Consider the following 26,533-nt stretch of genomic DNA (forward strand, 5'->3'; position numbering starts at 1 on the left):
CGTAAGGGCGGAACCAATAGTCGCCGTTACCGCAGCAACGGATATGCCCCCCCTCCAAAAAAATCCCCCCCCGAGTGACCCAGATCCCACAACCCATTGATTAATGATGCCCCCCGCTCAGCTATACTCCCCTCCATTTGAATGGCCCTCGAGGAATTACTGTGAAGAACTGGACCTTGCGCCAACGGATTTTGGCGAGCTTTGCGGTCATCATCGCGATCATGCTGCTGATGGTAGTGGTCTCGTATTCACGCCTGCTGAAGATCGAAGTCAGCGAAGAATCGGTCCGCGACGACGCAGTCCCCGGGGTGTACCTGAGTTCGATGATCCGCAGCGCCTGGGTCGACAGCTACCTGCAAACCCTCGACATCATTGGCCTGCGCGAAGAGAAGGGCCTTACCGACACCGACAAGGCCGACTTCAAGTCCTTCGAAGCCCGCATCCTCACCCAGATGGCCAGTTACAAAGAAACCATCAACGGCGGTGATGACCAGGCCGAGTTCGATAAATTCGAAACCCTGCACCAGGCCTATAACAAGGCGTTGGCCGGCGTGGTTGAAAGCCTGCAACGCAATGACATCGCCGCCGCCCGCAAGCAGTTCGATACCGAGCTGACCCCGGCCTGGACCGCAGGCCGCATGAAGCTCAATGACATCATCACCGAAAACAAAAATGTCGCCGACCACGCCACCAACGCCATCGACGACGCGGTGTCTGCCGCCAAAATCAGCATGGGCGTCTCGCTGATCCTCGCGATCCTGGCCGCCGGCCTCTGCGGCCTGTTGCTGATGCGCGCGATCATGGCGCCGATGAAACGCATCGTCGACATCCTCGAAACCATGCGCACCGGTGACTTGAGCAAACGCCTGAACCTTGACCGCAAGGACGAATTCGGCGCGGTGGAAACCGGCTTCAACGACATGATGACCGAGCTCACCGCCCTTGTGTCCCAGGCCCAGCGCTCCTCGGTCCAGGTCACCACGTCGGTCACCGAGATTGCCGCCACCTCCAAGCAGCAACAGGCCACCGCTACCGAAACCGCGGCGACGACCACCGAGATCGGCGCCACTTCCCGGGAGATCGCCGCCACTTCCAAGGACTTGGTCCGTACCATGACCGAGGTCTCCACCGCCGCCGACCAGGCGTCGGTCGCCGCCGGTTCCGGCCAGCAAGGCCTGGCGCGTATGGAAGAAACCATGCACTCGGTGATGGGCGCGGCCGATCTGGTCAACGCCAAGCTGGCGATCCTCAATGAGAAGGCCGGCAACATCAACCAGGTGGTGGTCACCATCGTCAAGGTGGCCGACCAGACCAACCTGTTGTCCCTCAATGCCGCCATCGAGGCCGAGAAGGCCGGTGAATACGGTCGCGGGTTTGCCGTGGTGGCCACCGAAGTGCGCCGCCTGGCCGACCAGACTGCCGTGGCGACTTATGACATTGAGCAGATGGTGCGCGAGATCCAGTCGGCGGTGTCGGCTGGCGTGATGGGCATGGACAAGTTCTCCGAAGAAGTGCGCCGTGGCATGTTCGAGGTGCAGCAAGTCGGCGAGCAGTTGTCGCAGATCATCCATCAGGTGCAGGCGCTGGCGCCGCGGGTGTTGATGGTCAACGAAGGCATGCAGGCCCAGGCCACCGGCGCCGAGCAGATCAACCATGCGCTGGTGCAGTTGGGCGATGCCAGCAGCCAGACCGTGGAGTCCTTGCGCCAGGCCAGCTTTGCCATCGACGAGCTGAGCCAGGTCGCGGTCGGCCTGCGCAGCGGCGTGTCGCGTTTCAAAGTCTGATGAGCGACCTCCCGGCTAAACGCGGTGCTGTTGCGGCAGTGAAAAAAGCGCTGTTCCTGGTGTTTCACATCGGCAACGAGCGGTATGCCCTCAAGGCCACGGAAGTCGCCGAGGTGCTGCCGCGCCTGCCGCTCAAGCCGATCGCCCATGCGCCGGCCTGGGTCGCCGGGATCTTCGCCCATCGCGGGGCAATGGTGCCGGTGATCGACCTCAGCGCGCTGACCTTCGGCACACCGGCCCAGGCCCGCACCAGCACGCGCCTGGTGCTGGTCAATTACCAGCCGGATGCACTCACCCCGGCACGTTGGCTGGGGCTGATTCTCGAACAAGCCACCGACACCCTGCGGTGTGACCCCGCAGAGTTCCAGCCTTATGGCCTGGACAATCGCCAGGCACGCTACCTGGGCCCGGTGCGCGAAGACGAGCGCGGCCTGATGCAGTGGATCGGTGTGGCCGACCTGCTGACCGCCGACGTGCAGGCGCTGCTGTTTGCCGCCGGCGAGGAGGGCTGATGAGCAGTGACCAACGCTTCTTCGACTTCCTGAAAGAGCGCATCGGCCTGGACGTCGCCTCGGTGGGCGAAGCGATCATCGAGCGCGCTGTACGCCAGCGCAGCCTGGTGATTAACGCGCAGACGGCAGATGAATACTGGCAGCAGTTGCAGGGCTCGACCGACGAACAGCAAGCGCTGATTGAAGCGGTGATCGTCCCCGAAACCTGGTTTTTTCGTTACCCCGAATCCTTCGCTACTTTGGGCCGACTGGCCGTGGCGCGTCTGGCCGCCATCAAGCATATGCGCGCCCTGCGGATCCTCAGCCTGCCGTGCTCCACCGGCGAAGAGCCCTATTCGATTGCCATGACCTTGCTCGACGCCGGCCTGGAGCCGCATCAGTTCAAGGTGCAGGGCATGGACGTCAGCCCGCTGTCGGTGGAGCGCGCCCGGCGTGGGGTGTATGGCAAGAACTCGTTTCGCGGCCAGGACGTCGAGTTCCGCGAGCGCCATTTCACCGAGCAACCTGACGGCTACCTGATCGCCGGGCGCGTGCGCGAACAGGTGCGCCTGCAAGTGGGCAACCTGCTGGACCCCAGGTTGCTGGCCAACGAGCCGACTTACGATTTTGTGTTCTGCCGCAACTTGTTGATCTACTTCGACCAGCCAACCCAGAAGCAGGTGTTTGAGGTGCTCAAGGGCCTGACCCACGTCGACGGCGTGCTGTTTATCGGCCCTGCCGAGGGCAGCCTGTTGGGGCGCCTGGGCATGCGTTCGATTGGCGTGCCGCAGTCCTTTGCCTTCAGTCGCCAGGCGGCGCCTGCGCCTGAGCCGGTATTTGTGCCGATGCCTGCGCCGATTCCCCAGCGCAGTGCCGCGCCGATCCCGAGCAAACCCCGGCCGTTCAGCACGGCCAGTGCCCAGGTGGTGCCGATCAAACCGCCGCCCGTTCAGTCGGACGCAGCCGACCTGCTCAGCCAGATTGCGACCCTGGCCAACGAAGGCAAAAGCCTTGAGGCCCGCGCCGCCTGCGAGCGTTATTTGCACAGCCACCCGCCGGCGGCCCAGGTGTTTTATTGGCTGGGCCTGCTCAGCGATGTGGCCGGCAGCGCCCTGGAAGCCCAGGGCTATTATCGAAAAGCCTTGTACCTGGAACCTCAGCACCCGCAGGCCTTGATGCACTTGGCCGCGCTGCTTGAATCCCAGGGCGATGTCGCCGGCGCCCGCCGTTTGCAGGCCCGTGCCGCGCGCAGCGAGCGCGCTGACAGTGAGCGTAAATCATGACCCTGGATCCCGTGCTGAACCTGACCCTGGCCGACACCCAGGCCATCGACGACTGCTGGAACCGCATCGGCATCCACGGTGACAAGTCCTGCCCGCTGCTGGCTGAACACATTCACTGTCGCAACTGCTCGGTGTATTCCGCCGCCGCCACGCGCTTGCTCGACCGCTACGCCTTGCAGCAGGACGATCATCGGCCGGTGGCGACACCGGACGCCGAGGGCGATGTCGTTACCCGTTCGTTGCTGATGTTCCGTCTCGGTGAAGAGTGGCTGGGCATCGCCACCCGCTGCCTGGTGGAAGTGGCGCCGCTGCAACCGATCCACTCCTTGCCGCACCAGCGTTCCCGCGCGTTGCTGGGGGTGGCCAATGTGCGTGGCGCGCTGGTGGCGTGCCTGTCCCTGGTGGAATTGCTCGGGCTGGACGGCACCAGCAGTGGCCCAAGTGGTGGGCGAATCATGCCGCGCATGCTGATCATCGCGGCGCAGGACGGCCCGGTGGTGGTGCCGGTGGACGAAGTGGACGGTATCCATGCCATTGATGAACGCACCTTGAGCGCGGCGTCCGCCTCCGGCACCCAGGCCAGCGCCCGCTACACCCAGGGCGTGTTGCAGTGGAAAGGCCGCAGCCTGCGCTGGCTGGACGAGGCGCAATTGTTGACTGCCGTGACCCGGAGCCTCACATGACCCCCGACCAGATGCGCGATGCCTCGCTGCTGGAGCTGTTCAGCCTGGAAGCCGACGCCCAGACCCAGGTACTCAGCGCCGGCCTGCTGGCCCTGGAGCGCAACCCGACCCAGGCCGACCAGCTCGAAGCCTGCATGCGCGCCGCCCATTCCTTGAAGGGCGCGGCGCGGATTGTCGGGGTGGATGCCGGTGTCAGCGTCGCCCACGTGATGGAAGACTGCCTGGTCAGCGCCCAGGAAAGCCGCTTGTACCTGCTGCCTGAACATATCGACGCGCTGCTGCAAGGCACCGATTTGCTGATGCGCATCGCCACGCCGGGCAACACCGTGGGCCCGGCCGACATCGAAGCCTACGTGGCATTGATGGAGCGATTGCTCGACCCGTCGCAGAAAGTCGCACCGCCCGCAGCGCCCACGCCGCCGCCCACACCCGCGGCAGAACCTGAATTGTCGATGGAAGCGCTGCTGACCTTGCCGCCGGAACCCGAGCCCGCGCCGCCCGTCAGCGTCGACGTGCCGCGCCAGAACAAACGCATGACCGAAGGCGGCGAGCGCGTATTGCGGGTGACCGCCGAGCGCTTGAACAGCCTGTTGGACCTGTCCAGCAAATCCCTGGTAGAGACCCAGCGGCTCAAGCCTTACCTCGCCAGTTTGCAGCGCCTCAAACGCATCCAGAACAACAGTGCCCGTGCCCTGGAAAACCTCGACGGCCACCTCAAGGCCGTCGACCTGAGCCTGGAGGCCCAGGAAGCCCTCGCCGACACCCGCCGCCTGTTGAGCGAAGCCCAGGCGCTGCTCGCGGAAAAAACTGCCGAGATCGATGAGTTCGGCTGGCAGGCCGGGCAGCGCGCCCAAGTTCTATATGACACGGCGCTGGCGTGCCGCATGCGGCCGTTTGCCGACGTGTTGGCCGGGCAGGTGCGCATGGTCCGCGATTTGGGTCGCAGCCTCGGCAAACAGGTGCGCCTGGAAATCGAGGGCGAGAAAACCCAGGTCGACCGCGACGTGCTGGAAAAGCTCGAGGCGCCCCTCACCCATTTATTACGCAACGCCGTCGACCACGGCATCGAAATGCCCGAGCAGCGTCTGCTGGCGGGCAAGCCGGCGGAAGGTTTGATCCGGCTGCGGGCGTCCCACCAGGCCGGCCTGCTGGTACTGGAATTGAGCGACGACGGCAACGGTGTCGACCTGGAGCGCCTGCGCGGCAGCATCGTCGACCGGCATCTGTCGCCGGTGGAAACCGCCCTGCGCCTGAGCGAAGAGGAGCTGCTGACGTTCCTGTTCCTGCCGGGTTTCAGCCTGCGGGACAAGGTGACCGAAGTCTCCGGGCGCGGCGTTGGCCTGGATGCGGTGCAGCATATGGTTCGCCAGTTGCGCGGCGCGGTGGTGCTGGAGCAGACGGCGGGGCAGGGCAGCCGTTTCCATCTGGAAGTGCCGTTGACCCTGTCGGTGGTGCGCAGCCTGGTGGTGGAAGTCGGCGAAGAAGCCTACGCCTTTCCGCTGGCCCATATCGAACGCATGTGCGACCTGGCGCCCGACGACATCGTGCAACTGGAAGGCCGTCAGCATTTCTGGCACGAAGGCCGGCACGTGGGCCTGGTCGCCGCCAGCCAGTTGCTGCAGCGCCCGGCCGGGCAAGGCGTTCAGGAAACCCTCAAGGTTGTGGTGATCCGCGAGCGCGATGCCGTTTACGGGATCGCCGTGGAGCGTTTTATCGGCGAGCGCACGTTGGTGGTGTTGCCCCTGGATGACCGGCTGGGCAAGGTCCAGGACATCTCCGCCGGTGCCCTGCTCGATGACGGTTCGGTGGTGCTGATCGTCGACGTCGAAGACATGCTGCGTTCGGTGGACAAGCTACTCAATACCGGTCGTCTGGAGCGTATTGCCCGGCGCACCCAGCAAACCCTGGAAGCCCCGCGCAAGCGTATTCTGGTGGTGGACGACTCACTGACCGTGCGCGAGCTGCAACGCAAATTGTTACTTAATCGCGGTTATGAAGTGGCTGTGGCGGTCGATGGCATGGATGGCTGGAACGCGCTGCGCTCCGAAGACTTCGACCTGTTGATCACTGATATTGATATGCCTCGTATGGACGGTATTGAATTGGTCACACTCTTGCGCCGTGATACTCGCCTGCAATCGCTGCCGGTGATGGTTGTTTCCTACAAGGATCGTGAAGAAGACCGACGTCGTGGACTGGACGCCGGTGCCGACTATTATCTGGCCAAGGCCAGCTTCCATGACGACGCGCTGTTGGATGCGGTGGTGGAACTGATTGGAGGGGCCCGGGCATGAGGATTGCGATCGTCAATGACATGCCCATGGCCGTGGAGGCCTTGCGCCGGGCGCTGAGCCTTGAGCCGGCCCATGAAGTGGTGTGGGTCGCCAGCAACGGGCTCGAGGCCGTGCAACGTTGCGCCGAGCTGACGCCCGACCTGATTCTGATGGACCTGATCATGCCGGTGATGGACGGCGTGGAAGCCACCCGGCAGATCATGGCCGAGAGCCCTTGCGCCATTTTGATTGTAACGGTCGACCGCCAGGCCAACGTCAGCCGCGTGTTCGAAGCCATGGGCCATGGTGCTCTGGACGTTGTCGACACGCCTGCGCTGGGCGTGGGTAATCCCAAGGACGCTGCGGCGCCGCTGTTGCGCAAGATCCTTAACATTGGCTGGCTGATCGGCCAGCGCGGCAGCCGCGTGCGGGCCGAACCGGCACCCCAGCGGGTCACGGGCAAACGCCAGAGCCTGGTGGCCATTGGTTCGTCCGCCGGTGGCCCGGCTGCCCTGGAATCCCTGCTCAAGGGCTTGCCCCGGGACTTTTCGCCGGCCATCGTGCTGGTGCAGCATGTAGACCAGGTGTTCGCCGCCGGTATGGCCGAATGGCTGAGCAGCGCCTCGGGCCTGCCGGTGCGTCTGGCCCGGGAAGGCGAGCCGCCACAAAGCGGCGTCGTGCTGCTGGCCGGCACCAATCATCATATTCGACTGTTGAAGAACGGAACGCTGGCCTACACCGCCGAGCCCGTGAACGAAATTTACCGGCCGTCCATCGATGTGTTTTTCGAAAGTGTCGCCAGCTACTGGACCGGCGATGCCGTCGGCGTCTTGCTGACCGGCATGGGACGTGACGGCGCCCAGGGGCTCAAGTTGATGCGTGAACAAGGTTATTTGACCATCGCCCAGGATCAGCAAAGCTGTGCGGTGTATGGCATGCCCAAAGCGGCGGCGGCGATTGACGCTGCTGTTGAAATTCGCCCACTGGATAGAATTGCGCCCCGATTGCTGGAGGTATTTGCAAAATGATCAATACCGCCCGCTGTGCTGGCTTGCAGGTAGTAATTCAGGTGACTGCACATGAATGATTTACAGCTCGACGACTTCAAGACCGACGAGAACGCCGCCATGGTGTTGCTGGTCGACGACCAGGCCATGATCGGCGAAGCCGTGCGCCGGGGCCTGGCCCATGAAGAAAACATCGACTTCCACTTCTGCGCCGATCCGCACCAGGCCATCGCCCAGGCGATTCGTATCAAGCCCACGGTGATCCTGCAGGACCTGGTGATGCCGGGCCTCGACGGCCTGACCCTGGTGCGCGAATACCGCAATCACCCGGCGACGCAGAACATCCCGATCATCGTGCTCTCCACCAAGGAAGATCCGCTGATCAAGAGCGCGGCGTTTGCCGCCGGAGCCAACGATTACCTGGTCAAGCTGCCGGATAACATCGAACTGGTAGCACGCATCCGCTACCACTCGCGCTCCTACATGACCCTGTTGCAGCGGGACGCGGCGTATCGTGCGCTGCGGGTCAGCCAGCAACAGTTGCTGGACACCAACCTGGTGCTGCAACGGCTGATGAACTCCGACGGCCTGACCGGGCTGTCCAACCGCCGGCATTTCGACGAGTACCTGGAACTGGAATGGCGCCGTGCCATGCGTGACCAGACCCAGTTGTCGCTGCTGATGATCGACGTGGATTTCTTCAAGACCTACAACGACAGCTTTGGTCACCTGGAGGGCGACGAGGCCTTGCGCAAGGTAGCGGCGACCATTCGCGATGCCAGCAGCCGCCCCTCGGATTTGCCGGCGCGTTACGGCGGTGAAGAGTTTGCCCTGGTGCTGCCCAACACCTCACCGGGCGGTGCACGGTTGGTGGCCGAGAAGCTGCGCCAGGCCGTGGCGGCGCTGAAAATCCCGCACATCAGCCCGGCTGAAGGCGCGAGCCTGACCATCAGCATCGGCCTGTCCACCATGACCCCGGTGCAGGGCACCGATTGCCGGCAACTGATCCTGGCGGCGGACAAGGGCTTGTACCTGGCCAAGCACAATGGGCGTAACCAGGTGGGGATCGAATAATTCCTGCCACCCACTTTGTGGTTGAGAGGCTGTTGTGGCGAGGGGGCTTGTCCCCCGTTGGGCTGCGTAGCAGCCCCGTTTAAGAACGCCGTTTCCTCTCAGTTAGAACTCCATAGCCTGTATTGGGGCCGCTTCGCAGCCCAACGGGGGACAAGCCCCCTCGCCACAACTGGGTGCTCGCAGCTCCAGGCAAGTGGCACATAGCACAATCGGCCAAGCGGACTGCCGTTATCAGCCGTTTGTCGTTATACTCGTCGGCTTTCAAAAGTTCGCCAACGAGTGCTGCCCGCCATGGAAATCAACCCGATCCTTAACACCATCAAGGACCTGTCCGAGCGCTCCGAAACTATTCGGGGGTATCTTTGACTACGATCAAAAGCATGAGCGTCTGACCGAAGTCAATCGCGAGCTTGAAGATCCGGCTGTCTGGAACAAACCTGAATACGCCCAGGAACTGGGCCGCGAGCGTGCTGCGCTGGCGCAGATCGTCGAGACCCTCGACGAATTGAACACCGGTCTGGGCGACTGCCGCGACCTGCTGGACATGGCCGTCGAAGAAGACGACGAAGGCGCAGTGGGCGATATCGTCGCCGAGCTGGCCCGTCTCGAGGAAAACCTCGCCAAGCTCGAATTCCGCCGCATGTTCAGCCACGAAATGGACCCGAACAACGCCTACCTGGACATCCAGGCCGGCTCCGGCGGCACCGAAGCCCAGGACTGGGCCAACATCCTGTTGCGCATGTACCTGCGCTGGGCCGACAAACGCGGTTTCGACGCCACCATCATGGAGCTGTCGGCCGGTGAAGTTGCCGGTATCAAGGGCGCCACCGTGCACATCAAGGGCGAATACGCCTTTGGCTGGCTGCGTACCGAGATCGGCGTTCACCGCCTGGTGCGCAAGAGCCCGTTCGACTCCGGCAACCGTCGCCACACCTCGTTCTCTGCGGTGTTCGTCTCGCCAGAGATCGACGACAAGGTGGAAATCGAGATCAACCCGGCAGACCTGCGGATCGACACCTACCGCTCCTCCGGTGCCGGTGGCCAGCACGTAAACACCACCGACTCGGCCGTCCGTATTACCCACGTACCGACCAACACCGTGGTCAGTTGCCAGAACGAACGTTCCCAGCACGCGAACAAGGACACCGCCATGAAAATGCTGCGGGCCAAGTTGTACGAGCAGGAAATGCAGAAGCGCAACGCCGCTTCCCAGGCGCTGGAAGACACCAAGTCGGACATCGGCTGGGGTCACCAGATCCGTTCGTATGTGCTCGATGCGTCGCGGATCAAGGATCTGCGCACTAACATCGAACGCAGCGACTGCGACAAGGTGCTCGACGGCGATATCGACGAATACCTGGAAGCCAGCCTGAAATCGGGGCTGTAAAAACGACTGTAGGAGCCGGGGGGACGCCTAGTCCTTGCCCGGTGATCCCCGGCCGCAGGCCGGGGGCAACGAACCTGTGATGGAATTTCAAAAGACATGAGCGACCAACAACTCGATCCGCAAGCCCTGCAACAGGAAGAAAACTCCCTGATCGCCCTGCGCAAGGAAAAGCTTGCGGCCGAGCGCGCCAAGGGCAATGCCTTCCCCAACGACTTCCGTCGCGACGCTTACTGCGAAGACTTGCAGAAACAGTACGCGGACAAGACCAAGGAAGAGCTGGCAGAGGCTGCGATCCCGGTCAAGGTGGCGGGTCGCATCATGCTCAACCGTGGCTCGTTCATGGTGATCCAGGACATGTCCGGCCGCATTCAGGTCTACGTCAACCGCAAGACGCTGCCGGAAGAAACCCTGGCCGCCGTGAAAACCTGGGACCTGGGCGACATCATTGCCGCCGAAGGCACCCTGGCGCGTTCCGGCAAGGGCGACCTGTACGTTGAAATGACCCAGGTGCGCCTGCTGACCAAATCCCTGCGCCCGCTGCCGGACAAGCACCACGGCCTGTCCGACACCGAGCAGCGCTACCGCCAGCGTTACGTTGACCTGATCGTCAACGAAGACGTGCGCCACACCTTCCGCGTGCGTTCGCAAGTGATTGCCCACACCCGCGCCTTCCTGATGAAGCGTGACTTCCTGGAAGTGGAAACGCCGATGCTGCAAACCATCCCCGGTGGTGCTGCGGCCAAGCCATTCGAGACCCACCACAACGCGCTGGACATGGGCATGTACCTGCGCATCGCGCCGGAGCTGTACCTCAAGCGCCTGGTGGTTGGCGGCTTCGAAAAAGTGTTCGAGATCAACCGCAACTTCCGTAACGAAGGGGTTTCGACCCGTCACAACCCTGAATTCACCATGTTGGAGTTCTACCAGGCGTACGCCGACTACGAAGACAACATGGACCTGACCGAAGAACTGTTCCGTGAACTGGCGCAGCTGGTTCTGGGCACCACCGACGTGCCGTACGGCGACAAGGTGTTCCACTTCGGCGAGCCGTTCGTGCGCCTGTCGGTGTTCGATTCGATCCTCAAGTACAACCCTGACCTGACGGCCGGCGACCTGACCGACATCGACAAGGCCCGCGCCATCGCCAAGAAAGCCGGGGCCAAGGTGCTGGGCTTCGAAGGCCTGGGCAAACTGCAGGTGATGATTTTCGAAGAGCTGGTGGAGCACAAGCTGGAGCAGCCGCACTTCATTACCCAGTACCCGTTCGAAGTGTCGCCGCTGGCCCGTCGCAACGATGACAACCCGAACGTCACCGACCGTTTCGAGCTGTTCATTGGTGGCCGCGAAATCGCCAACGCCTACTCCGAGCTGAACGACGCAGAAGACCAGGCCGAGCGTTTCATGGCCCAGGTGGCCGACAAGGACGCCGGTGACGACGAGGCAATGCACTACGACGCCGACTTCGTTCGCGCCCTGGAGTACGGCATGCCGCCAACCGCCGGTGAAGGTATCGGCATCGACCGGTTGGTGATGTTGTTGACCAACTCGCCGTCGATCCGTGACGTGATCTTGTTCCCGCACATGCGGCCACAAGCGTAACCGCAGCGAAATCCGAAGCCGCCTTTTATAAGGCGGCTTTTTTATGTGGCGTCTATAAGCGTCAAGCAAACAGCGCCAAGTGATCGTTCCCATGCCCCGCGTGGGATGATCGTTTCCACGCTCTGCGTGGGAATGCAGCCCGTGACGCTCCGCGTCCCACTGTAGAGGAAGATCCGTCGTGAACCGCGTAATGGCTCAAAAGGGTGCTGCCGGCATTGCCGCTGCCGTGGCTGAAAGTGTTCAGTACCAGGGCCGCAAGGCCAGTCGTCGGGGCAGTGAGCAACGCAGGCAGGACATTCTCGATGCGGCGATGCGCATTGTGGTGCGTGAAGGCGTGCGCGCCGTGCGTCACCGGGCGGTGGCGGCGGAGGCCGGCGTACCGTTGTCGGCCACCACCTATTACTTCAAGGACATCGACGACCTGCTCACCGACACCTTCGCCCAATACGTGGAGCGCAGCGCGGCGTTCATGGGCAAATTGTGGGTGCGTAACGAAGGGCTGCTGCGGGAAATGGTCGCGTATGGCGACGGCAGCCCGCAGTCGCGCTCCCAACTGGCCGATGACATCGCGCGCCTGACCGCCGATTACGTGCAGCGCCAATTGCTCAATCGTCGTGAACACCTGATGGCCGAGCAGGCGTTTCGCCAGGAAGCGCTGCTGAACCCGCGCCTGGCCGAGTTGGTGCGCTCCCACCAGCAAATCCTGCTACAGGGCACTGGCCAGTTTTTCCAGGTATTGGGCTCTCGCGAACCGCAACAGGATGCCAAAGTGTTGACGGCGATTATCGGTCGGATGGAATATCAGGGCCTGCTGGGCGGTGCAGAGCCTCTGACCAGCGAAGAAATGCTTGAGATCCTCAAGCGTTACATGCATTTGGTGTTGGCTTCGGTCTGACATCGTCCCCTGTAGGAGCGAGCTTGCTCGCGAAGGTCGTTAACGATGACGCGGGCATTCTGGATAAACGCGCTGTGTTTGAGTTCTTCGCGAGCAAGCTCGCTCCTACAGGGATGACCAGCCCCATTTGGGAGTATGCAATGAAAGCCTGGCGTCTGTGTGTGATCGCCTTGTCGTTCCTGTTGCTCAGCGGTTGCCTGGTGACCTTCAAGGACCCATTGCCGGCCAGTGAGGCGGCGCCGGATGCGCTGTTGGGCAAATGGGCCAGCAAAAACGCCTGGGGCGAGCCCCTCAACCTGCAGATCAGCCGCGTGGGGGAGCATCGCTACAAAGCCGTGAGCTACCCTAAAGCCAAGCCGGGCCAACGGGATGAATACCTGTTCACCGTTTCCCGCCACGGCAGCCGCTGGTATTTGTCGGCGCCATTGCCGGCCAGGTTCGGCGGGCACTACATCCTCGCCGGGTTCGAATTGAATGATGAACACGAACTGGTGGTCTACAACCTCGACCTGGATCAGATCCACCAGGCGATCGGCCAGAAAGTCTTGAGCGGCAGCACCGTTGGAACCGTTGAAGGTGCCGGTGTGCTGGTCGACAGCCCCATGGCCCGGGTGTTTGCCTACCTGGATGACCCGGCCAATGCCGACGTGTTCGTCGAAGCCGTGCGCTACCAGCGCGCGGGCAAATAACGTTTAAAGAGGAAGCACCGGGTGGACGATTACCAGCAGACGATACGCACCTTGTCCGATCGCATTGTGCTGGCGCAGACACCGATTCGCGTCCTCGACGCCGTGAAGTGGGACGACAATATTCGCCAGGGATTCCTCAAGGCCAAGGGCAAGGCAATGCCGGCGGTGGACCGCGACTATTACCTGACCCGGCCGCTGTCGTTCGATTCCAGCGCGGTGAAGCTGGAATTCCAGAACATCGAGCGTGACATCACCCGCCAGCTTGGCCAGTTCAACCCGGTCGGGCAGATCATGCGGCGCATGTGCAAGGAATACCGCATGGTGGTGCGCATGCTCGAGGCGCGCGGCACCGAGGATTTCGGCCTGATTTCCCAGGAGCTGTACGGCGCCGCCTCTGATGCGTTCCACGCCGGCGACCCGACCCTGGCCGACTTGGGCCTGATGATGTCGGACTACCTGAACAACATCGACGGCCGTGGCGACCTCAAGGACGAAGCCAAGACCCTGACTGCCAAGGACGCCGTCAACCTGCTGCAAAGCCGCCTGAACAAAGTGTTCGGCGAGGCCGAGGAAACCATTCGGGTGTTCGAGTCCGACGGGATCGTGGCCGATGCCGCGGCGGGTGCCGACTACATCAAGATCCGCGCCGACGCGATGTTCAATGACCGCGACGTACGCGCCCTGGAAGTTCATGAAGGCCTGGTGCACGTGGGCACCACCCTCAATGGCCAGAACCAGCCGATCTGCACCTTCCTGTCCAAGGGCCCGCCTTCGTCGACGGTGACCCAGGAAGGCCTGGCGATTCTGATGGAGATCATCACCTTCGCCTCCTACCCGAGCCGCCTGCGCAAGTTGACCAACCGTACCCGCGCGATTCATATGGTGGAGCAGGGCGCTGACTTCTTGCAGGTGTTCGAATTCTTCCGCGAGCAGGGCTTTGAGATGGCGGAAAGCTACGGCAACGCCAGCCGGGTTTTCCGCGGGTCGACGCCGACGGGCCTGCCGTTTACCAAGGATTTGTCCTACCTCAAGGGCTTTATCATGGTTTACAACTACATTCAGTTGGCGGTGCGCAAAGGCAAGCTGGAACAAGTGCCATTGTTGTTCTGCGGCAAGACCACTCTGGAAGACATGCGCACCCTGCGCCAACTGGTGGACGAAGGCCTGGTGGTGCCGCCCAAATACCTGCCTGACCAGTTCCGTGACATGAATGCATTGGCGGCGTGGATGTGTTTCTCCAACTTCCTCAACCATTTGAGCCTGGACCGGATCGAGGCGGATTACTCCAACATCCTTTGAGGGATTTCCCTTGAAGGAACCGGGTCAAAATGTGGGAGCTGGCTTGCCTGCGATGACGATGGTGAATCCAACACCGTTATCGCAGGCAAGCCAGCTCCCACAGTTGATCTTCATCAGCCATGGGGCTCTATTCCAACCCATTCACGAGGCTTCAACGGATGAGAATCCTCGGCATTCTATGCCTGCTACTGACCCTGAACGGCTGCAGCTCTTTGCTGTTCTACCCGGAGCGTGGCTTGCCGTTCACCCCGGAAAAGGCCCACCTGCACTACCGTGATGTCACGCTGACCACCGCCGATGGCCTCAAGCTGCATGCCTGGTGGCTGCCGGCCAAGGCCGGGGTGCCGCTCAAGGGCACGGTGCTGCACTTGCACGGCAATGGCGGCAACCTGGCCTGGCACCTGGGTGGCAGTTGGTGGCTGCCGGAGCAAGGCTATCAAGTCCTGCTGGTGGACTACCGCGGTTACGGCCTGTCCGAAGGCGAGCCCTCGCTTCCGGCGGTGTATCAGGACATCGACGCGGCCTTCGACTGGATCGACAAGGCTCCCGAAACCCGGGGCCAGCCGCTGATTTTGCTGGGCCAGAGCCTGGGCGGCGCGCTGGCCGTGCATTATCTGGCGGAACACCCGCAGCGTCAGTCCCAGCTCAAGGCGCTGGTGCTGGACGGTGTACCGGCCAGTTATCGTGACGTAGGACAATTCGCCCTCAGCACCTCCTGGCTAACATGGCCGTTCCAGGTACCGTTGTCGTGGCTGGTGCCGGATGGCGACAGTGCAATCAACGCCATGCCCCGGCTGACGGGCGTACCGAAGCTGTTGTTCCACAGCCTGGATGACCCCATCGTGCCGCTGTCCAACGGCATCCGCCTGTATCAAGCTGCGCCACCACCGAGGGTGCTGCAACTGACCCGAGGCGGGCACGTGCAGACCTTTGCCGACAAGACCTGGCAAACCGTAATGCTGCGCTACCTCGATGACCCGCAGCATTTCAACGGGCTGCGGCGCCTGGGGGAAATCCCTAATTACCCGACGGCCCCGAATTCCAACGCAGAGAACCCGCAATGAGTGAAGAACGCAACATGATCCCCCTGATCCTCACCGGTATTGGCACCATCATCGGCACCGTCGGCTGCCTGTGGTACTACGGCTATTTGCACTTCGCCAAGCCCGAGGACGCGTTGCTGCTCAGTGATTTCACCATGCTCAAGACCGTACCGGGCGAGGACTACAAAATATCCCTGACCCCGGCTGCCCAGGTGGCGCAGTGCGTCGATGGCGTGCTGGTGCTGTTTGACACCGAACAGAAAGGCTTGACGGGCGTGCTGGTGAACAGCAAGAAACAGGCAGTGCGATGCATGGGCCAGGAAACGCCACAACTGGAGCAGTAAGACCGATTGTGTGAGAAACCCTGGAACTATTCTGGATTGATTACCACAGATTTCGAGCCGGTCAGCGCCGCTGATTCGGTTACTTAATGTGGAGTTTATCTATATGCAAGGTGTGAATGATTCATCTTATCCATCCGGTGGCAGTTTTGGCACTCAGGGTATTCAGGATTCAGGTTCTTCCCAGCCAGTGGCTGGCCAAGGCGCCGGCGGCTCCCAGGGCGCAGAGGGAGAGGATCTTCTGGAGTTGCTCAGGAAGTTGCTGATGCCGAACGAGCAAAAAGGCAGCCAAGGCCAGGGTAATCAGATTCAGTTTTGAGTGTGTGAAAACCCTGGGGATATTGGGGCGATCCACGGTTACCCCAAACAAAGAACCCCGCCAATTGGCGGGGTTCTTTAGGGTGCATCAGTCGATCAGTTGGCCATCGACGAGCGCGGCTTGACCGGCTGGTTGTCGTTGGAAATGGTCACTTCAACACGGCGGTTCATGGCACGGCCCGACACGCTGGTGTTATCGGCAACCGGGTATTCCTTGCCATAGCCCTGGGTCACGATGCGCGAGATATCCACACCCTGATTGGCCAGTGCACGCTGTACGGACGCCGCACGGCGCTCGGACAGGCTCTGGTTGTACGAGTCGGAACCGGTGCTGTCGGTGTAGCCTTCGACAATCACTTTGCGGTCCGGGTTATCGCGCAGGAACTGCGCCAGCTTGGTGATGTTCACCAGGCCGCTGGACTTCAGGTCGGACTTGTTGGTGGCGAACAGCACGTCACCAAAGGTCACCAGGGTACCGCGATCAGTCTGCTTGGCGTTCAAGCTGTCTTGCAGTTGCTTGATCTGTGCGTCACGGGCATCCAGAAGGGCGCGGGCGCGTTCGTCGCCGGCGTTTTTCAGCTTGGCTTCGGATTCGCGCAGGACGATGGTGTCCTTGGCCACTTCAACACGTTGGTTGGTCAGGTAGGCCAGTTGGTCGACTTTCTTCTGGTCTTCCTTGTCGCGGTAGGCCTTGTCAGCCTTGTCCAGCCAGTCGCTGGCGTCTTTGGTTTCCAGCGCCGCGACCTTGGTGGCTTGCGGGTTGGCTTGCAGGGCCGAGAAGTTGGTGCGCGCGCTTTCCAGGTTCTGGTTCGGCGGGGTGGAGCAGGCCGCCAGAGCAACGCTCATTGCCAGCAGGGCAGGGATCATCAATTGTTTACGCATAGTCGTGTCGTCCTTTCAATTCGGTTTCGGGTGCAATGCAATCAGGGGCGGCGGCTTATTGCTGTGGCTTGATCACAGCCGGGCGCATGCCTTCCTGACGCAGCTCCTGAACAGCTTTCTGGGAATCCTTCACCGCCTGCTCGGCTTTGGCGGCCTGGGCTTTACGCTCGGCTACACGAGCGTCCCACTCGGATTGCTCGGCCAGGCGACGGGCCTCGTCGTAGTTCTTGTCGTGCATGGCGATTTCGGCTTGCTTCAGTTTGTCCTGAGCCGACTTCATCTCCACGGCTGCGTACTCGGTACCACCGGCGCTGACGGCGCTGTTGACCGCAGATTGGGTCACGGCGTATTGCTCGGTCGGTGGGTTACCGGCGCAGCCAGCCAGAACGAAGCTGGTGCCGATTGCCAGCGCGGCCAATTTAAGCCCGCGCAGGTGGTTAAACGAGGATTTGGCAGTGCTGGTCTTCATCGTCTTCAACTCCATTAGGTAACTCCTGAAAAACATCAAAATCCATCTCCGGTCAGCGGTGTTTGCGGGGGCCGGCAGTGACGCTCGGGACGCCTTTCAAACGGCTGTTTCAGGTGATGGCTTACTGGCTGTGACCGGAGGCTTTTTTGAATAGTTCAGCGAAGATGGCGAATTGCCTAAAAAAATATTTGACTGAATGGTCAGCGTTTAAAAGTTGGAACTTTTGCACTGCGCAGGGGTATGCCGGGCCTCTGGAAGGCCCGGAATACATAGGGTGGTGGTTTTTTAGCGGAGGTTGATCAGTGTTTCTGCTTGTCGGATTGAGCCGACAAATCGTGCAAGTAACGCCGTGACAGCGTGAGAAAACGTGGTGTTGGGCCGACGTCCTCGTACAGTGGGTCGCCTTCCTCATCCGTGGCAATCACCTGCTTGCCCTTGATGTAGGGGAAGCTCGCTTCCAGCTCTTCAAGGGCCGCGCCAATCAGCTCGCCGAGCAGTTCCTCGGTGTGACGTTTGGGGTACATTTCGGAGATCGCCGCCAGCCTGGCGGCGGCTTCTACGTCCAGGTGGATGGCGTATTCGGTTTTGGTCAGGCGACCCTTGGCGTTCTCTTCCCAATGCTGGGCCAGTTCTCGGATTTTCATGGCAACCTCAATGGAGCCCACGGTAGGCGGGCGATGATGAGTGACCAGCCGACCAGCGCGGATAACGCTGCGGCTTACTGTTGAGACTAGCTGCAACTCACAAGGTTTAAAGTTCCTTGTAAGACGCCGCTGTGGGCGGCACTCTTGAAGATCAAAGCGTCCCGGATTTTCTGCTGGAGATTGGCTGATGAGCGATATCGATGCACGTTTGCGTGAGGATGTTCACCTGCTGGGTGAGCTGTTGGGCAACACGATTCGAGAGCAGTACGGCGATGAGTTCCTCGACAAGATCGAGCAGATCCGTAAAGGCGCCAAGGCTGACCGCAGCGGTGCAGCCTCGGAGCAGGCAGCCGGCGAAGAGCTGAGCGCCAGCCTCAATCAACTCAAAGAAGACGAACTGCTGCCGGTGGCGCGGGCCTTCAATCAGTTTCTCAACCTGGCCAACATCGCCGAGCAGTACCAGTTGATCCACCGCCGCGATGAATCAACGCCGGCGCCCTTCGAGTCACGGGTACTGCCGGAGCTGCTGGCGCGTTTGCAGAGCGAAGGCCACAGCAGCGAATCCCTGGCACGCCAGTTGGGCCGGCTGGAAATCGAACTGGTCCTCACCGCACACCCCACCGAAGTGGCTCGCCGCACCCTGATCCAGAAATACGACGCCATCGCCGCACAGCTGGCCTTGCAGGATCACCGCGACCTCACCACCGCCGAGCGCGAGCAGATTCGTAATCGCCTGCAACGCTTGATCGCTGAAGCCTGGCACACCGAAGAAATCCGCCGCACCCGGCCCACGCCGGTAGACGAGGCCAAGTGGGGCTTTGCGGTGATCGAGCATTCGCTGTGGCACGCCATCCCGAATTATTTGCGCAAGGCTGATCACGCCTTGCATGCCGCCACCGGCCTGCGGCTGCCCCTGGAAGCCGCGCCGATCCGCTTTGCGTCCTGGATGGGCGGCGACCGCGATGGCAACCCGAACGTCACCGCACCGGTCACCCGCGAAGTGCTGTTGCTGGCGCGCTGGATGGCCGCCGACCTGTACTTGCGCGATATCGACCACCTGGCCTCCGAGCTGTCGATGCAACACGCCAGCCCGGCGTTGCAGGCCAAGGTCGGTGACAGCGTCGAGCCTTACCGTGCGTTGCTCAAGCAACTGCGCGAACGCCTGCGCGCCACGCGCCAGTGGGCCCACACCTCGTTGACCACCACCACCCCGGCGTCTGCCGACGTGCTGCAGAACAATCGCGAGCTGCTCGACCCCCTGGAGCTGTGCTACGAGTCGCTGCACACCTGCGGCATGGGTGTGATCGCCGACGGCCCGCTGTTGGATTGCCTGCGCCGGGCCGTTACGTTTGGCCTGTTCCTGGTGCGCCTCGACGTGCGTCAGGATTCCACCCGCCACTGCGCGGCCATGACCGAAATCACCGATTACCTGGGCCTTGGCCGCTACGAGGAGTGGGACGAAGAGGCGCGCATCAGCTTCTTGATGAAGGAACTGGCCAACCGTCGCCCGTTGTTGCCGGGCTACTTCAAACCCTCGGCCGACACCGCCGAAGTGCTGAACACCTGTAAGGAAATTGCCGCCGCACCTGCGGCATCCCTGGGGTCGTACGTCATCTCCATGGCCGGTGCTGCGTCAGATGTGTTGGCTGTGCAATTGCTGCTCAAGGAGTCCGGCGTACAACGGCCGATGCGCGTGGTGCCGCTGTTCGAGACCCTCGCGGACCTGGACAACGCGGGCCCGGTGATCGAAAAACTGCTGCTGTTGCCGGGTTATCGCGCGCGCCTGCAAGGCCCGCAGGAAGTGATGATCGGTTACTCGGATTCGGCCAAGGACGCGGGCACTACCGCCGCCGCCTGGGCGCAATACCGGGCTCAGGAACAGTTGGTGGAAATCTGTCGCGAGCAACAAGTGGAGCTGCTGTTGTTCCACGGTCGTGGTGGCACCGTGGGCCGTGGCGGCGGCCCGGCGCACGCGGCGATTCTGTCGCAGCCACCGGGCTCGGTGGCGGGGCGTTTCCGTACCACTGAACAAGGCGAAATGATCCGCTTCAAGTTCGGCCTGCCGGACATCGCCGAGCAGAACCTCAACCTGTACCTGGCGGCAGTGCTGGAGGCGACCTTGCTGCCTCCACCTCCACCGGAACCGGCCTGGCGCCATTTGATGGACGAATTGGCCGCCGATGGCGTCAGTGCTTACCGCGCGGTGGTGCGGGAAAATCCGCAGTTCGTCGAGTATTTCCGCCAGTCCACTCCAGAGCAGGAGTTGGGTCGTTTGCCCCTGGGCAGTCGCCCGGCCAAACGCCGGGCCGGCGGTATTGAGAGCCTGCGGGCGATTCCGTGGATCTTTGGCTGGACCCAGACCCGGCTGATGCTGCCGGCCTGGCTCGGTTGGGAAGCGGCGTTGAGCAAGGCCCTGGAACGTGGCGAAGGTGAGCTGCTGGGGCAGATGCGTGAGCAATGGCCGTTCTTCCGCACCCGCATCGATATGCTGGAAATGGTGCTGGCCAAAGCCGACGCCGACATCGCCCGGCTGTACGACGAGCGTCTGGTGCAGCCCGATCTGCTGCCATTGGGCGCGCACTTACGCGACCTATTGTCGCAGGCGTGCAGTGTGGTGCTTGGCCTGACCTGGCAGTCCCAGCTACTGGCCCATAGCCCCGATACGCTTGAGTTCATCCGCCTGCGCAACACCTACCTGGACCCGTTGCACCTGTTGCAGGCCGAATTGCTGGCCCGATCGCGGCAACAGGAAGCGGCACAGGACAGCCCTCTGGAACAGGCGCTGCTGGTGTCTGTGGCCGGTATTGCCGCCGGTTTGCGCAACACCGGCTGACATTTATGGCGTGTTCTCAATAGCTTGCAGACACACTGCGCCGGTCGCCGTAAAATTGGCGACCGGCGTTTTGCTGTCAGGGTTGTACCTGCCTATAAAGCCAGCGCGGCGCGGGTTTCTCCTACTTTCGGCGGCTTGTGTGGTTTGGGCCTGCTGTGTATCTTGATCAGCCTTTGGCCGTTTGTGCGGCCTGGACCCAAAATTTCCGAGATTGGCCCCATGCGGCGAATCCGAGCGTCATCTCTATAAAAAATTGAGGAGCACATCGATGCGCGTCATTCTGCTGGGAGCTCCCGGGGCCGGTAAAGGTACTCAGGCAAAGTTCATCACTGAAAAATTCGGCATTCCACAAATCTCCACCGGCGACATGCTGCGCGCGGCCGTCAAGGCCGGCACCGAACTGGGCCTGATCGCCAAGAGCGTGATGGACAGCGGCGGCCTGGTCTCCGATGACCTGATCATCAACCTGGTCAAGGAACGCATCAGCCAGGACGACTGCCAGAACGGTTTCCTGTTCGACGGTTTCCCGCGCACCATTCCCCAGGCTGAAGCCTTGGTGAAGGCCGGCGTCGAGCTGGACAACGTGGTGGAAATCGCCGTTGAAGACGAAGAGATCGTGCAGCGTATTGCCGGTCGTCGTGTTCACGAAGCCTCGGGCCGCGTCTACCACATCGTCTACAACCCGCCGAAAGTGGCCGGCAAGGACGATGTCACCGGTGAAGACCTGGTGCAACGTAAAGACGACACCGAAGAAACCGTGCGCCATCGCCTGTCGGTCTACCATTCCCAGACTAAACCACTGGTGGACTTCTACCAGAAACTGGCCGATGCCCAGGGCAAACCGAAGTACAGCCACATTGAAGGCGTTGGCTCGGTTGAGTCCATCACCGGCAAGGTACTGCAAGCGTTGAGCTGAAGCTGAAGGCGCGAATAACGATCCCGCGTTCATCCAGGATAAGCGCGGCGACCTCAGGTTTTTCGCGAGCAAGCTCGCTCCTACACAACGGCCCGCTTGCGGGCCGTTGTTGTTTATACTGGCGCACTTTTTTTCAACGTGGATGCATACACCGATGAGCACCTTGCTGGCCCTGGACACCGCGACTGAAGCTTGCTCCGTTGCCCTGCTGCACGATGGCAAGGTCACGAGCCACTACGAGGTGATCCCGCGCCTGCACGCGCAGAAGCTGTTGCCGATGATCAAGCAATTGCTGCTGGACGCAGGCACCACCTTGTCGGCGGTCGACGCCATCGCGTTCGGGCGCGGCCCGGGGGCGTTTACCGGTGTGCGCATCGCCATTGGCGTGGTCCAGGGCCTGGCGTTTGCCCTGGAGCGCCCGGTATTGCCGGTGTCCAACCTGGCGGTGTTGGCGCAGCGGGCGTTTCGCGAGCACGGCGCGAGCCAGGTCGCGGCGGCCATCGATGCGCGCATGGACGAGGTGTATTGGGGCTGCTACCGCGAAACTGCCGGCGAGATGCGCCTGATCGGCGCGGAAGCCGTCCTGCCGCCCGAGGCAGCGGCCTTGCCCGGCGATGCCAGTGGCGACTGGTTCGGAGCTGGCACCGGCTGGGGCTATGGCGAGCGCATCGGCGTGACGCTTGCCGGCCAGGATGCCTCGATGCTGCCCCATGCCGAAGACCTGCTGACCCTGGCACGCTTTGCCTGGGAGCGCGGCGAAGCCATTCCCGCCGACCAGGCCGCCCCCGTGTACCTGCGGGATAAAGTGGCGCAAACCAAGGCCGAGCGCGGGATTATTTGACGTCAAAAGTGCGGGCAATTTCAGCAAAAAAACGCCAATCGTCAGAATTTGCCCCCGCTTTTAAACCTTTTTCAAATTATGTGTTCTAGTTATCACCAGAGCATTTGCGCGCCATGGAAAGCGCCACTAAAATGCCATCACCGATACCGAGTTCGCATGTATGCGCATAGACGGCTTTTCATCACAGTCCTACCCCCTCAAGCGTAAGCCTCGCAAGGCGAACGTGACGGTAGACGAGTCCGTCGAAGACTCGCCCGACTTTGTTGAAATTCAGTCGGATAACGCTTCGGTTTCAATCCGTTCCCAAGGTGCCAGCGGCGAACGTATCAGCGGTGTGCCTGCCCGCCAGCAAGACATGGTTTTCCCCCGCTCCATGAGCAAAAATGTCGCCAATGCCCTGGCCAGCTACCTGACCACCGCCGGCTTTGTCGAATGGGATATGGAAGTGCTGGGCCTCGATATCCATATCTGATGCTGCTGCCTTACTACCTCGGTTGCCCGTCCTGGAGTGAAAACGCCTGGCGCGAGTACCTGTATCCCGCCGACGCCCGTTCCAGCGATTACCTCGCCCTGTACGCCCAAGTGTTCAATGCCGTTGAGGGCAACACCACGTTCTATGCCCGTCCTTCCGTTGCCACCGTGCAGCGCTGGGCTGAAATCATGCCCGAGCATTTTCGCTTCACTGCCAAGTTTCCGGGTGACATCAGCCACAGCGGCAATTTGATTGAGCAGTTGCCGGCGGCGGAAAGTTTTCTCGGGTTGATGAGCCCATTGGGCGAGCGCATTTCGCCGTTATGGCTGCAACTGCCGGCCAGTTTTACCCCGCAACGCCTGGGTGAGTTGGCCGGCTTTATCGACGGGCTGGAGCGCCCGATGGCGGTGGAAGTGCGCCACCTGGACTTCTTCGCCAAGGGCGACGCCGAGCGCAGGCTCAACCGCTTGCTGCGTGATCGGGGTGTCGAGCGCATCTGCCTCGACCCTCGGGCGCTGTTCAGTTGCACGTCTACCTCGGCTGCCGTGCTGCACGCCCAATCGAAAAAACCCAAGGTGCCGCCTCGCCCGGCGGCACTGACACAGTTTCCGCAAGTGCGTTTTATTGGCCACCCGGAACTGGAAGCCAATGACCCGTTCCTGGTGCCCTGGGTTGAAAAGGTCGCCGGCTGGATCGAAGAAGGCCGTACGCCCTACGTATTTCTGCACACCTCCGACAATCGCCTGGCCGCCCAACTGGCCCTGCGTTTTCATGACCAGTTGATGGCGCGGTTGCCCGGCTTGCCGGCCTTGCCGCAGATTCATCGTGAGCCCGCCGCGGAGCAACTGGGGTTACTCTAGGGCTCCTTTTCCCGACAGGAGTCAGTCATGGATGCCCAAACCCTTCGCGCCGAAACCTTCAAGGCCTTGCATGAGCGTGACCGTGCCTTCGTGATGCCCAATCCGTGGGATGCCGGGTCCGCCAAAATGCTCGCCAGCCTCGGTTTCGAAGCCCTGGCCACCACGAGCGCCGGCTTTGCCTTCAGCCTCGGCCGCCCGGATGCTGAAGGTGCGTTGTCCCTGGAAGACACCCTGGGCAATGCCGGGATGATCGTCCAGGCGACCTCGCTGCCCGTCGCCGCCGACCTGGAAAACGGCTTCAGCGACACGCCCCAAGGGTGTGCCGAGACCCTCCTGCGCGCCGCAGCTACCGGGATTGTCGGTGGCTCCATCGAAGACGCCACCGGCATTGCCGTCGACCCGATCTACCCCTTTGACCTGTCCGTGGAGCGCGTCGAAGCCGCCGTCGCCGCGGCGCGCAGCTTGCCGTTCCCCTTCACCCTGACTGCCCGCGCGGAAAATCTCCTGCATGGTCGTCTGGATTTGCCTGACACCATCCGCCGCTTGCAGGCTTACGCCGAAGCCGGCGCCGACGTGCTCTACGCGCCGGCGCTGCGCAGTGCCGAGGAAGTGTTGGCGGTGGTGAAGGCGGTAGCGCCCAAGCCCGTGAATATCTTGATGTCCGGTGCGCTGAAACTCAGCGTGGCGCAGTTGAGCGAAATGGGCGTCAAACGCATCAGCGTCGGCTCGGCCATGGCCCTGGCGGCCTACGGGGAGTTCTTCAGGGCGGCCCAGGAGGTTCACGAACTGGGCACGTTCACCTTTACCGAGCGCTCGATGCCGTTCCGCCAGGCCAATCAACTGTTTAAAGGCTGAGTTCAGGCCGCCAGGCGCAGGTTGTTGACGATCAGCGGGCGCGCCCAGCGGCTGTCGAAGTCCAGGGCTTTCTGCTGCTCAACCAGCTCTTCTGCCGGGAACGGCGGCGGGGCGGGTGGCAGCAGGTCCAGTTCGAACTCGGCAATCGGCAGGTGCAGCGGCCGTGGTTGCGGCGCCGGGCCCGGAACGGGCAGCGGTTGGCCGGCGTTCAGGACGATAGGGCGCACCCAACCGCTTTCAAAATTTTGCTGCTTTTGCTGGGCGACCACTTCATCCGCCGGGTACGGCGGCGGGGCGGGTGGCAGCAATTCCATTTCAAATTCGGCGATAGGCAGGAACAGCGGCTCAGGCGGGGCGATCTCGGTGTCTTTCACGTCACACCCGCGCTGGGTGACGATCTGCGACAGCAGGTCACTGCCTTCGCTGGGCTCGACCGCCGGATCTACGGGCGCCGCCGCGGACTTGGCAATCGCGCCAGGCGTGTCGCCGAGCTGATCGGCCAACGCCTGGGCGAAGAAGTCCTGCCACACATGACTGACGCCGGCCAGCGCTTGGGTATTGCGCAGGCCGAAGTGGTTGTGGGTCGGCAGTACACCGGTAAATAGCGAAGGAATGTCTGACATTTCTCTCGATCGTCGCTCAGCTCTGGCAAAATGCCGGATCCTTTTTTTTATCGGCCGCTTTTCGCCGATCCTTAATATTTTTGAGCGTAGTCACCGATGAGCGAACAACCAGCGGCCAGCCGCATTCGGGTCGAGGCTTTGGCCGACGGTTTTCAGGCCCGTGCCCAGCAGTGGGCCGAGCAGCTTGGGTTGCCGTTGCAGGTGGGTGAGGCGGATTTTGCCTTGCAGGTGGGTGAGCAGGGCCTGCAGTTGCAACAGCTGGGGCCTGATGCGCCAGGGCCGGTGCGGGTGGATTTTGTGGAAGGTGGTGCGGCGCACCGGCGTTTGTACGGTGGTGGCAGCGGGCAGATGATTGCCAAGGCGGTGGGTGTGGCCCAGGGTGTGCGGCCGCGGGTGTTGGACGCTACCGCTGGGCTGGGCAAGGATGCTTTCGTGCTGGCCAGCCTGGGTTGCGAGATGAGCCTGATTGAGCGGCAGCCGTTGATTGGCGCGTTGTTGGAAGACGGTTTGGCGCGCGGGGCTGAGGATTTTGAGGTGGCGCCGATTGTGGCGCGGATGAGGTTGCTCAAGGGCAATTCCATCGAGGTAATGCGCGATTGGGAGGGGGAGCCGCCGCAGGTGATCTATCTGGATCCGATGTTTCCGCATCGGGAGAAGACCGCGTTGGTGAAGAAGGAGATGCGGTTGTTTCGGCCTTTGGTGGGGGATGATCCGGATGCGCCGGCGTTGTTGGCGGCGGCGTTGGCTTTGGCCAGTCATCGGGTGGTGGTCAAGCGGCCGCGTAAGGCGCCTTGTATTGAGGGGGTTAAGCCGAGTCATGCGTTGGATGGGAAATCCAGTCGGTATGATATTTATCCTAAGAAGGCGCTGAAGTCCTGAGGTTGGGTTGGGTTGGGTTGGGTTGGGTGTACATATCCGTTATTTAGGTAACGGCCGCCTATGGTTCCGCTCTTACAGCGGGTCACTTTTGGC

26 protein-coding genes are annotated in these 26,533 nt (G+C 61.9%); 22 read left to right on the plus strand and 4 right to left on the minus strand.

Annotated features, from left to right (window positions below; translation table 11 throughout):
• Positions 1-161 precede the first annotated feature (161 nt).
• The 15 genes from HX855_RS31895 (at position 162) to HX855_RS31965 (ending at position 16,167) form a co-directional block, all read left to right on the plus strand.
• A complete protein-coding gene (locus HX855_RS31895; RefSeq protein ID WP_177090497.1) occupies positions 162-1,784 on the plus strand; it encodes a methyl-accepting chemotaxis protein in 1,623 nt (540 codons plus the stop codon).
• Positions 1,784-2,296 carry a chemotaxis protein CheW gene (locus HX855_RS31900; RefSeq protein WP_177090495.1) on the plus strand — a complete coding sequence of 171 codons (513 nt, stop codon included), beginning with the start codon at positions 1,784-1,786 and terminating at the stop codon, positions 2,294-2,296. The genes HX855_RS31895 and HX855_RS31900 overlap by 1 nt, the downstream gene beginning before the upstream one ends.
• Positions 2,296-3,558 carry a protein-glutamate O-methyltransferase CheR gene (locus tag HX855_RS31905; RefSeq protein ID WP_177090493.1) on the plus strand — a complete coding sequence of 421 codons (1,263 nt, stop codon included), beginning with the start codon at positions 2,296-2,298 and terminating at the stop codon, positions 3,556-3,558. The genes HX855_RS31900 and HX855_RS31905 overlap by 1 nt, the downstream gene beginning before the upstream one ends.
• The gene (locus HX855_RS31910; protein ID WP_177090491.1) at positions 3,555-4,241 is read left to right on the plus strand and encodes a chemotaxis protein CheW; all 687 of its coding nucleotides are present in this window, start codon (positions 3,555-3,557) and stop codon (positions 4,239-4,241) included. Before HX855_RS31905 ends, HX855_RS31910 begins: the two co-directional genes overlap by 4 nt.
• Complete coding sequence (locus HX855_RS31915; RefSeq protein ID WP_177090489.1) at positions 4,238-6,535, plus strand: hybrid sensor histidine kinase/response regulator; 2,298 nt, start codon at positions 4,238-4,240, stop codon at positions 6,533-6,535. Before HX855_RS31910 ends, HX855_RS31915 begins: the two co-directional genes overlap by 4 nt.
• Entirely contained in the window at positions 6,532-7,542 is a 1,011-nt protein-coding gene (locus HX855_RS31920) for a chemotaxis response regulator protein-glutamate methylesterase (protein WP_177090487.1), read from the plus strand. The genes HX855_RS31915 and HX855_RS31920 overlap by 4 nt, the downstream gene beginning before the upstream one ends.
• A 51-nt stretch (positions 7,543-7,593) precedes the next feature.
• Positions 7,594-8,595 carry a diguanylate cyclase gene (locus HX855_RS31925; protein ID WP_177090485.1) on the plus strand — a complete coding sequence of 334 codons (1,002 nt, stop codon included), beginning with the start codon at positions 7,594-7,596 and terminating at the stop codon, positions 8,593-8,595.
• A gap of 291 nt (positions 8,596-8,886) precedes the next feature.
• A protein-coding gene (prfB, locus tag HX855_RS31930) for a peptide chain release factor 2 (RefSeq protein WP_141099662.1) occupies positions 8,887-9,982 on the plus strand; the annotation gives its coding sequence in 2 pieces (ribosomal slippage) (positions 8,887-8,958 and positions 8,960-9,982; 1,095 coding nt in all).
• A gap of 96 nt (positions 9,983-10,078) precedes the next feature.
• Positions 10,079-11,581, plus strand: a complete 1,503-nt coding sequence (gene lysS / locus HX855_RS31935; protein ID WP_177090483.1) for a lysine--tRNA ligase — start codon at positions 10,079-10,081, stop codon at positions 11,579-11,581.
• Between the two features lie 178 nt (positions 11,582-11,759).
• Complete coding sequence (locus HX855_RS31940) at positions 11,760-12,476, plus strand: TetR family transcriptional regulator (protein ID WP_177090481.1); 717 nt, start codon at positions 11,760-11,762, stop codon at positions 12,474-12,476.
• A 140-nt stretch (positions 12,477-12,616) separates the two neighbouring features.
• Positions 12,617-13,165: a hypothetical protein gene (locus HX855_RS31945; protein ID WP_177090479.1), complete on the plus strand. Its 549-nt coding sequence runs from the start codon at positions 12,617-12,619 to the stop codon at positions 13,163-13,165.
• Between the two features lie 21 nt (positions 13,166-13,186).
• Positions 13,187-14,464: a flavohemoglobin expression-modulating QEGLA motif protein gene (locus HX855_RS31950; RefSeq protein ID WP_177090477.1), complete on the plus strand. Its 1,278-nt coding sequence runs from the start codon at positions 13,187-13,189 to the stop codon at positions 14,462-14,464.
• Positions 14,465-14,622: 158 nt separating this feature from the next.
• The gene (locus HX855_RS31955) at positions 14,623-15,528 is read left to right on the plus strand and encodes an alpha/beta hydrolase (RefSeq protein ID WP_177090475.1); all 906 of its coding nucleotides are present in this window, start codon (positions 14,623-14,625) and stop codon (positions 15,526-15,528) included.
• A complete protein-coding gene (locus tag HX855_RS31960) occupies positions 15,525-15,851 on the plus strand; it encodes a hypothetical protein (RefSeq protein WP_003219233.1) in 327 nt (108 codons plus the stop codon). The genes HX855_RS31955 and HX855_RS31960 overlap by 4 nt, the downstream gene beginning before the upstream one ends.
• A 103-nt stretch (positions 15,852-15,954) precedes the next feature.
• Positions 15,955-16,167 carry a hypothetical protein gene (locus tag HX855_RS31965; protein WP_177090473.1) on the plus strand — a complete coding sequence of 71 codons (213 nt, stop codon included), beginning with the start codon at positions 15,955-15,957 and terminating at the stop codon, positions 16,165-16,167.
• A gap of 95 nt (positions 16,168-16,262) precedes the next feature.
• Here HX855_RS31965 and HX855_RS31970 read toward each other — a convergent pair whose 3' ends face one another.
• From HX855_RS31970 to HX855_RS31980, 3 genes are all read right to left on the minus strand, one after another.
• Positions 16,263-17,048: an OmpA family protein gene (locus tag HX855_RS31970; protein ID WP_177090471.1), complete on the minus strand. Its 786-nt coding sequence runs from the start codon at positions 17,046-17,048 to the stop codon at positions 16,263-16,265.
• A 55-nt stretch (positions 17,049-17,103) separates the two neighbouring features.
• On the minus strand, positions 17,104-17,532 hold the full coding sequence (locus HX855_RS31975; RefSeq protein ID WP_177090469.1) for a DUF4398 domain-containing protein: 429 nt from the start codon (positions 17,530-17,532) through the stop codon (positions 17,104-17,106).
• Positions 17,533-17,816: 284 nt separating this feature from the next.
• Positions 17,817-18,161 carry a hypothetical protein gene (locus HX855_RS31980; RefSeq protein ID WP_010176787.1) on the minus strand — a complete coding sequence of 115 codons (345 nt, stop codon included), beginning with the start codon at positions 18,159-18,161 and terminating at the stop codon, positions 17,817-17,819.
• Positions 18,162-18,348: 187 nt separating this feature from the next.
• Between HX855_RS31980 and ppc the strand changes: the two genes are divergently transcribed.
• The 6 genes from ppc (at position 18,349) to HX855_RS32010 (ending at position 24,938) form a co-directional block, all read left to right on the plus strand.
• Entirely contained in the window at positions 18,349-20,994 is a 2,646-nt protein-coding gene (gene ppc / locus HX855_RS31985) for a phosphoenolpyruvate carboxylase (RefSeq protein WP_177090467.1), read from the plus strand.
• Between the two features lie 268 nt (positions 20,995-21,262).
• Positions 21,263-21,910, plus strand: a complete 648-nt coding sequence (gene adk / locus HX855_RS31990; protein ID WP_177090465.1) for an adenylate kinase — start codon at positions 21,263-21,265, stop codon at positions 21,908-21,910.
• A gap of 154 nt (positions 21,911-22,064) precedes the next feature.
• The gene (gene tsaB, locus HX855_RS31995) at positions 22,065-22,751 is read left to right on the plus strand and encodes a tRNA (adenosine(37)-N6)-threonylcarbamoyltransferase complex dimerization subunit type 1 TsaB (RefSeq protein WP_177090463.1); all 687 of its coding nucleotides are present in this window, start codon (positions 22,065-22,067) and stop codon (positions 22,749-22,751) included.
• A 160-nt stretch (positions 22,752-22,911) separates the two neighbouring features.
• Positions 22,912-23,223, plus strand: coding sequence for a hypothetical protein (locus HX855_RS32000; RefSeq protein WP_177090461.1), 312 nt, complete (start codon positions 22,912-22,914; stop codon positions 23,221-23,223).
• On the plus strand, positions 23,223-24,083 hold the full coding sequence (locus tag HX855_RS32005; protein WP_177090459.1) for a DUF72 domain-containing protein: 861 nt from the start codon (positions 23,223-23,225) through the stop codon (positions 24,081-24,083). The genes HX855_RS32000 and HX855_RS32005 overlap by 1 nt, the downstream gene beginning before the upstream one ends.
• Before the next feature lie 27 nt (positions 24,084-24,110).
• Positions 24,111-24,938 carry an oxaloacetate decarboxylase gene (locus HX855_RS32010; RefSeq protein WP_177090457.1) on the plus strand — a complete coding sequence of 276 codons (828 nt, stop codon included), beginning with the start codon at positions 24,111-24,113 and terminating at the stop codon, positions 24,936-24,938.
• 2 nt (positions 24,939-24,940) lie between these two features.
• Here HX855_RS32010 and HX855_RS32015 read toward each other — a convergent pair whose 3' ends face one another.
• Positions 24,941-25,561, minus strand: coding sequence for an energy transducer TonB (locus HX855_RS32015; protein WP_177090455.1), 621 nt, complete (start codon positions 25,559-25,561; stop codon positions 24,941-24,943).
• A 96-nt stretch (positions 25,562-25,657) separates the two neighbouring features.
• Between HX855_RS32015 and HX855_RS32020 the strand changes: the two genes are divergently transcribed.
• Positions 25,658-26,440: a class I SAM-dependent methyltransferase gene (locus HX855_RS32020; RefSeq protein ID WP_177090453.1), complete on the plus strand. Its 783-nt coding sequence runs from the start codon at positions 25,658-25,660 to the stop codon at positions 26,438-26,440.
• The last annotated feature ends 93 nt before the right edge of the window (positions 26,441-26,533 follow it).

The organism is Pseudomonas sp. IPO3778 (assembly GCF_013386825.1).
Taxonomy (GTDB): Bacteria; Pseudomonadota; Gammaproteobacteria; order Pseudomonadales; family Pseudomonadaceae; genus Aquipseudomonas.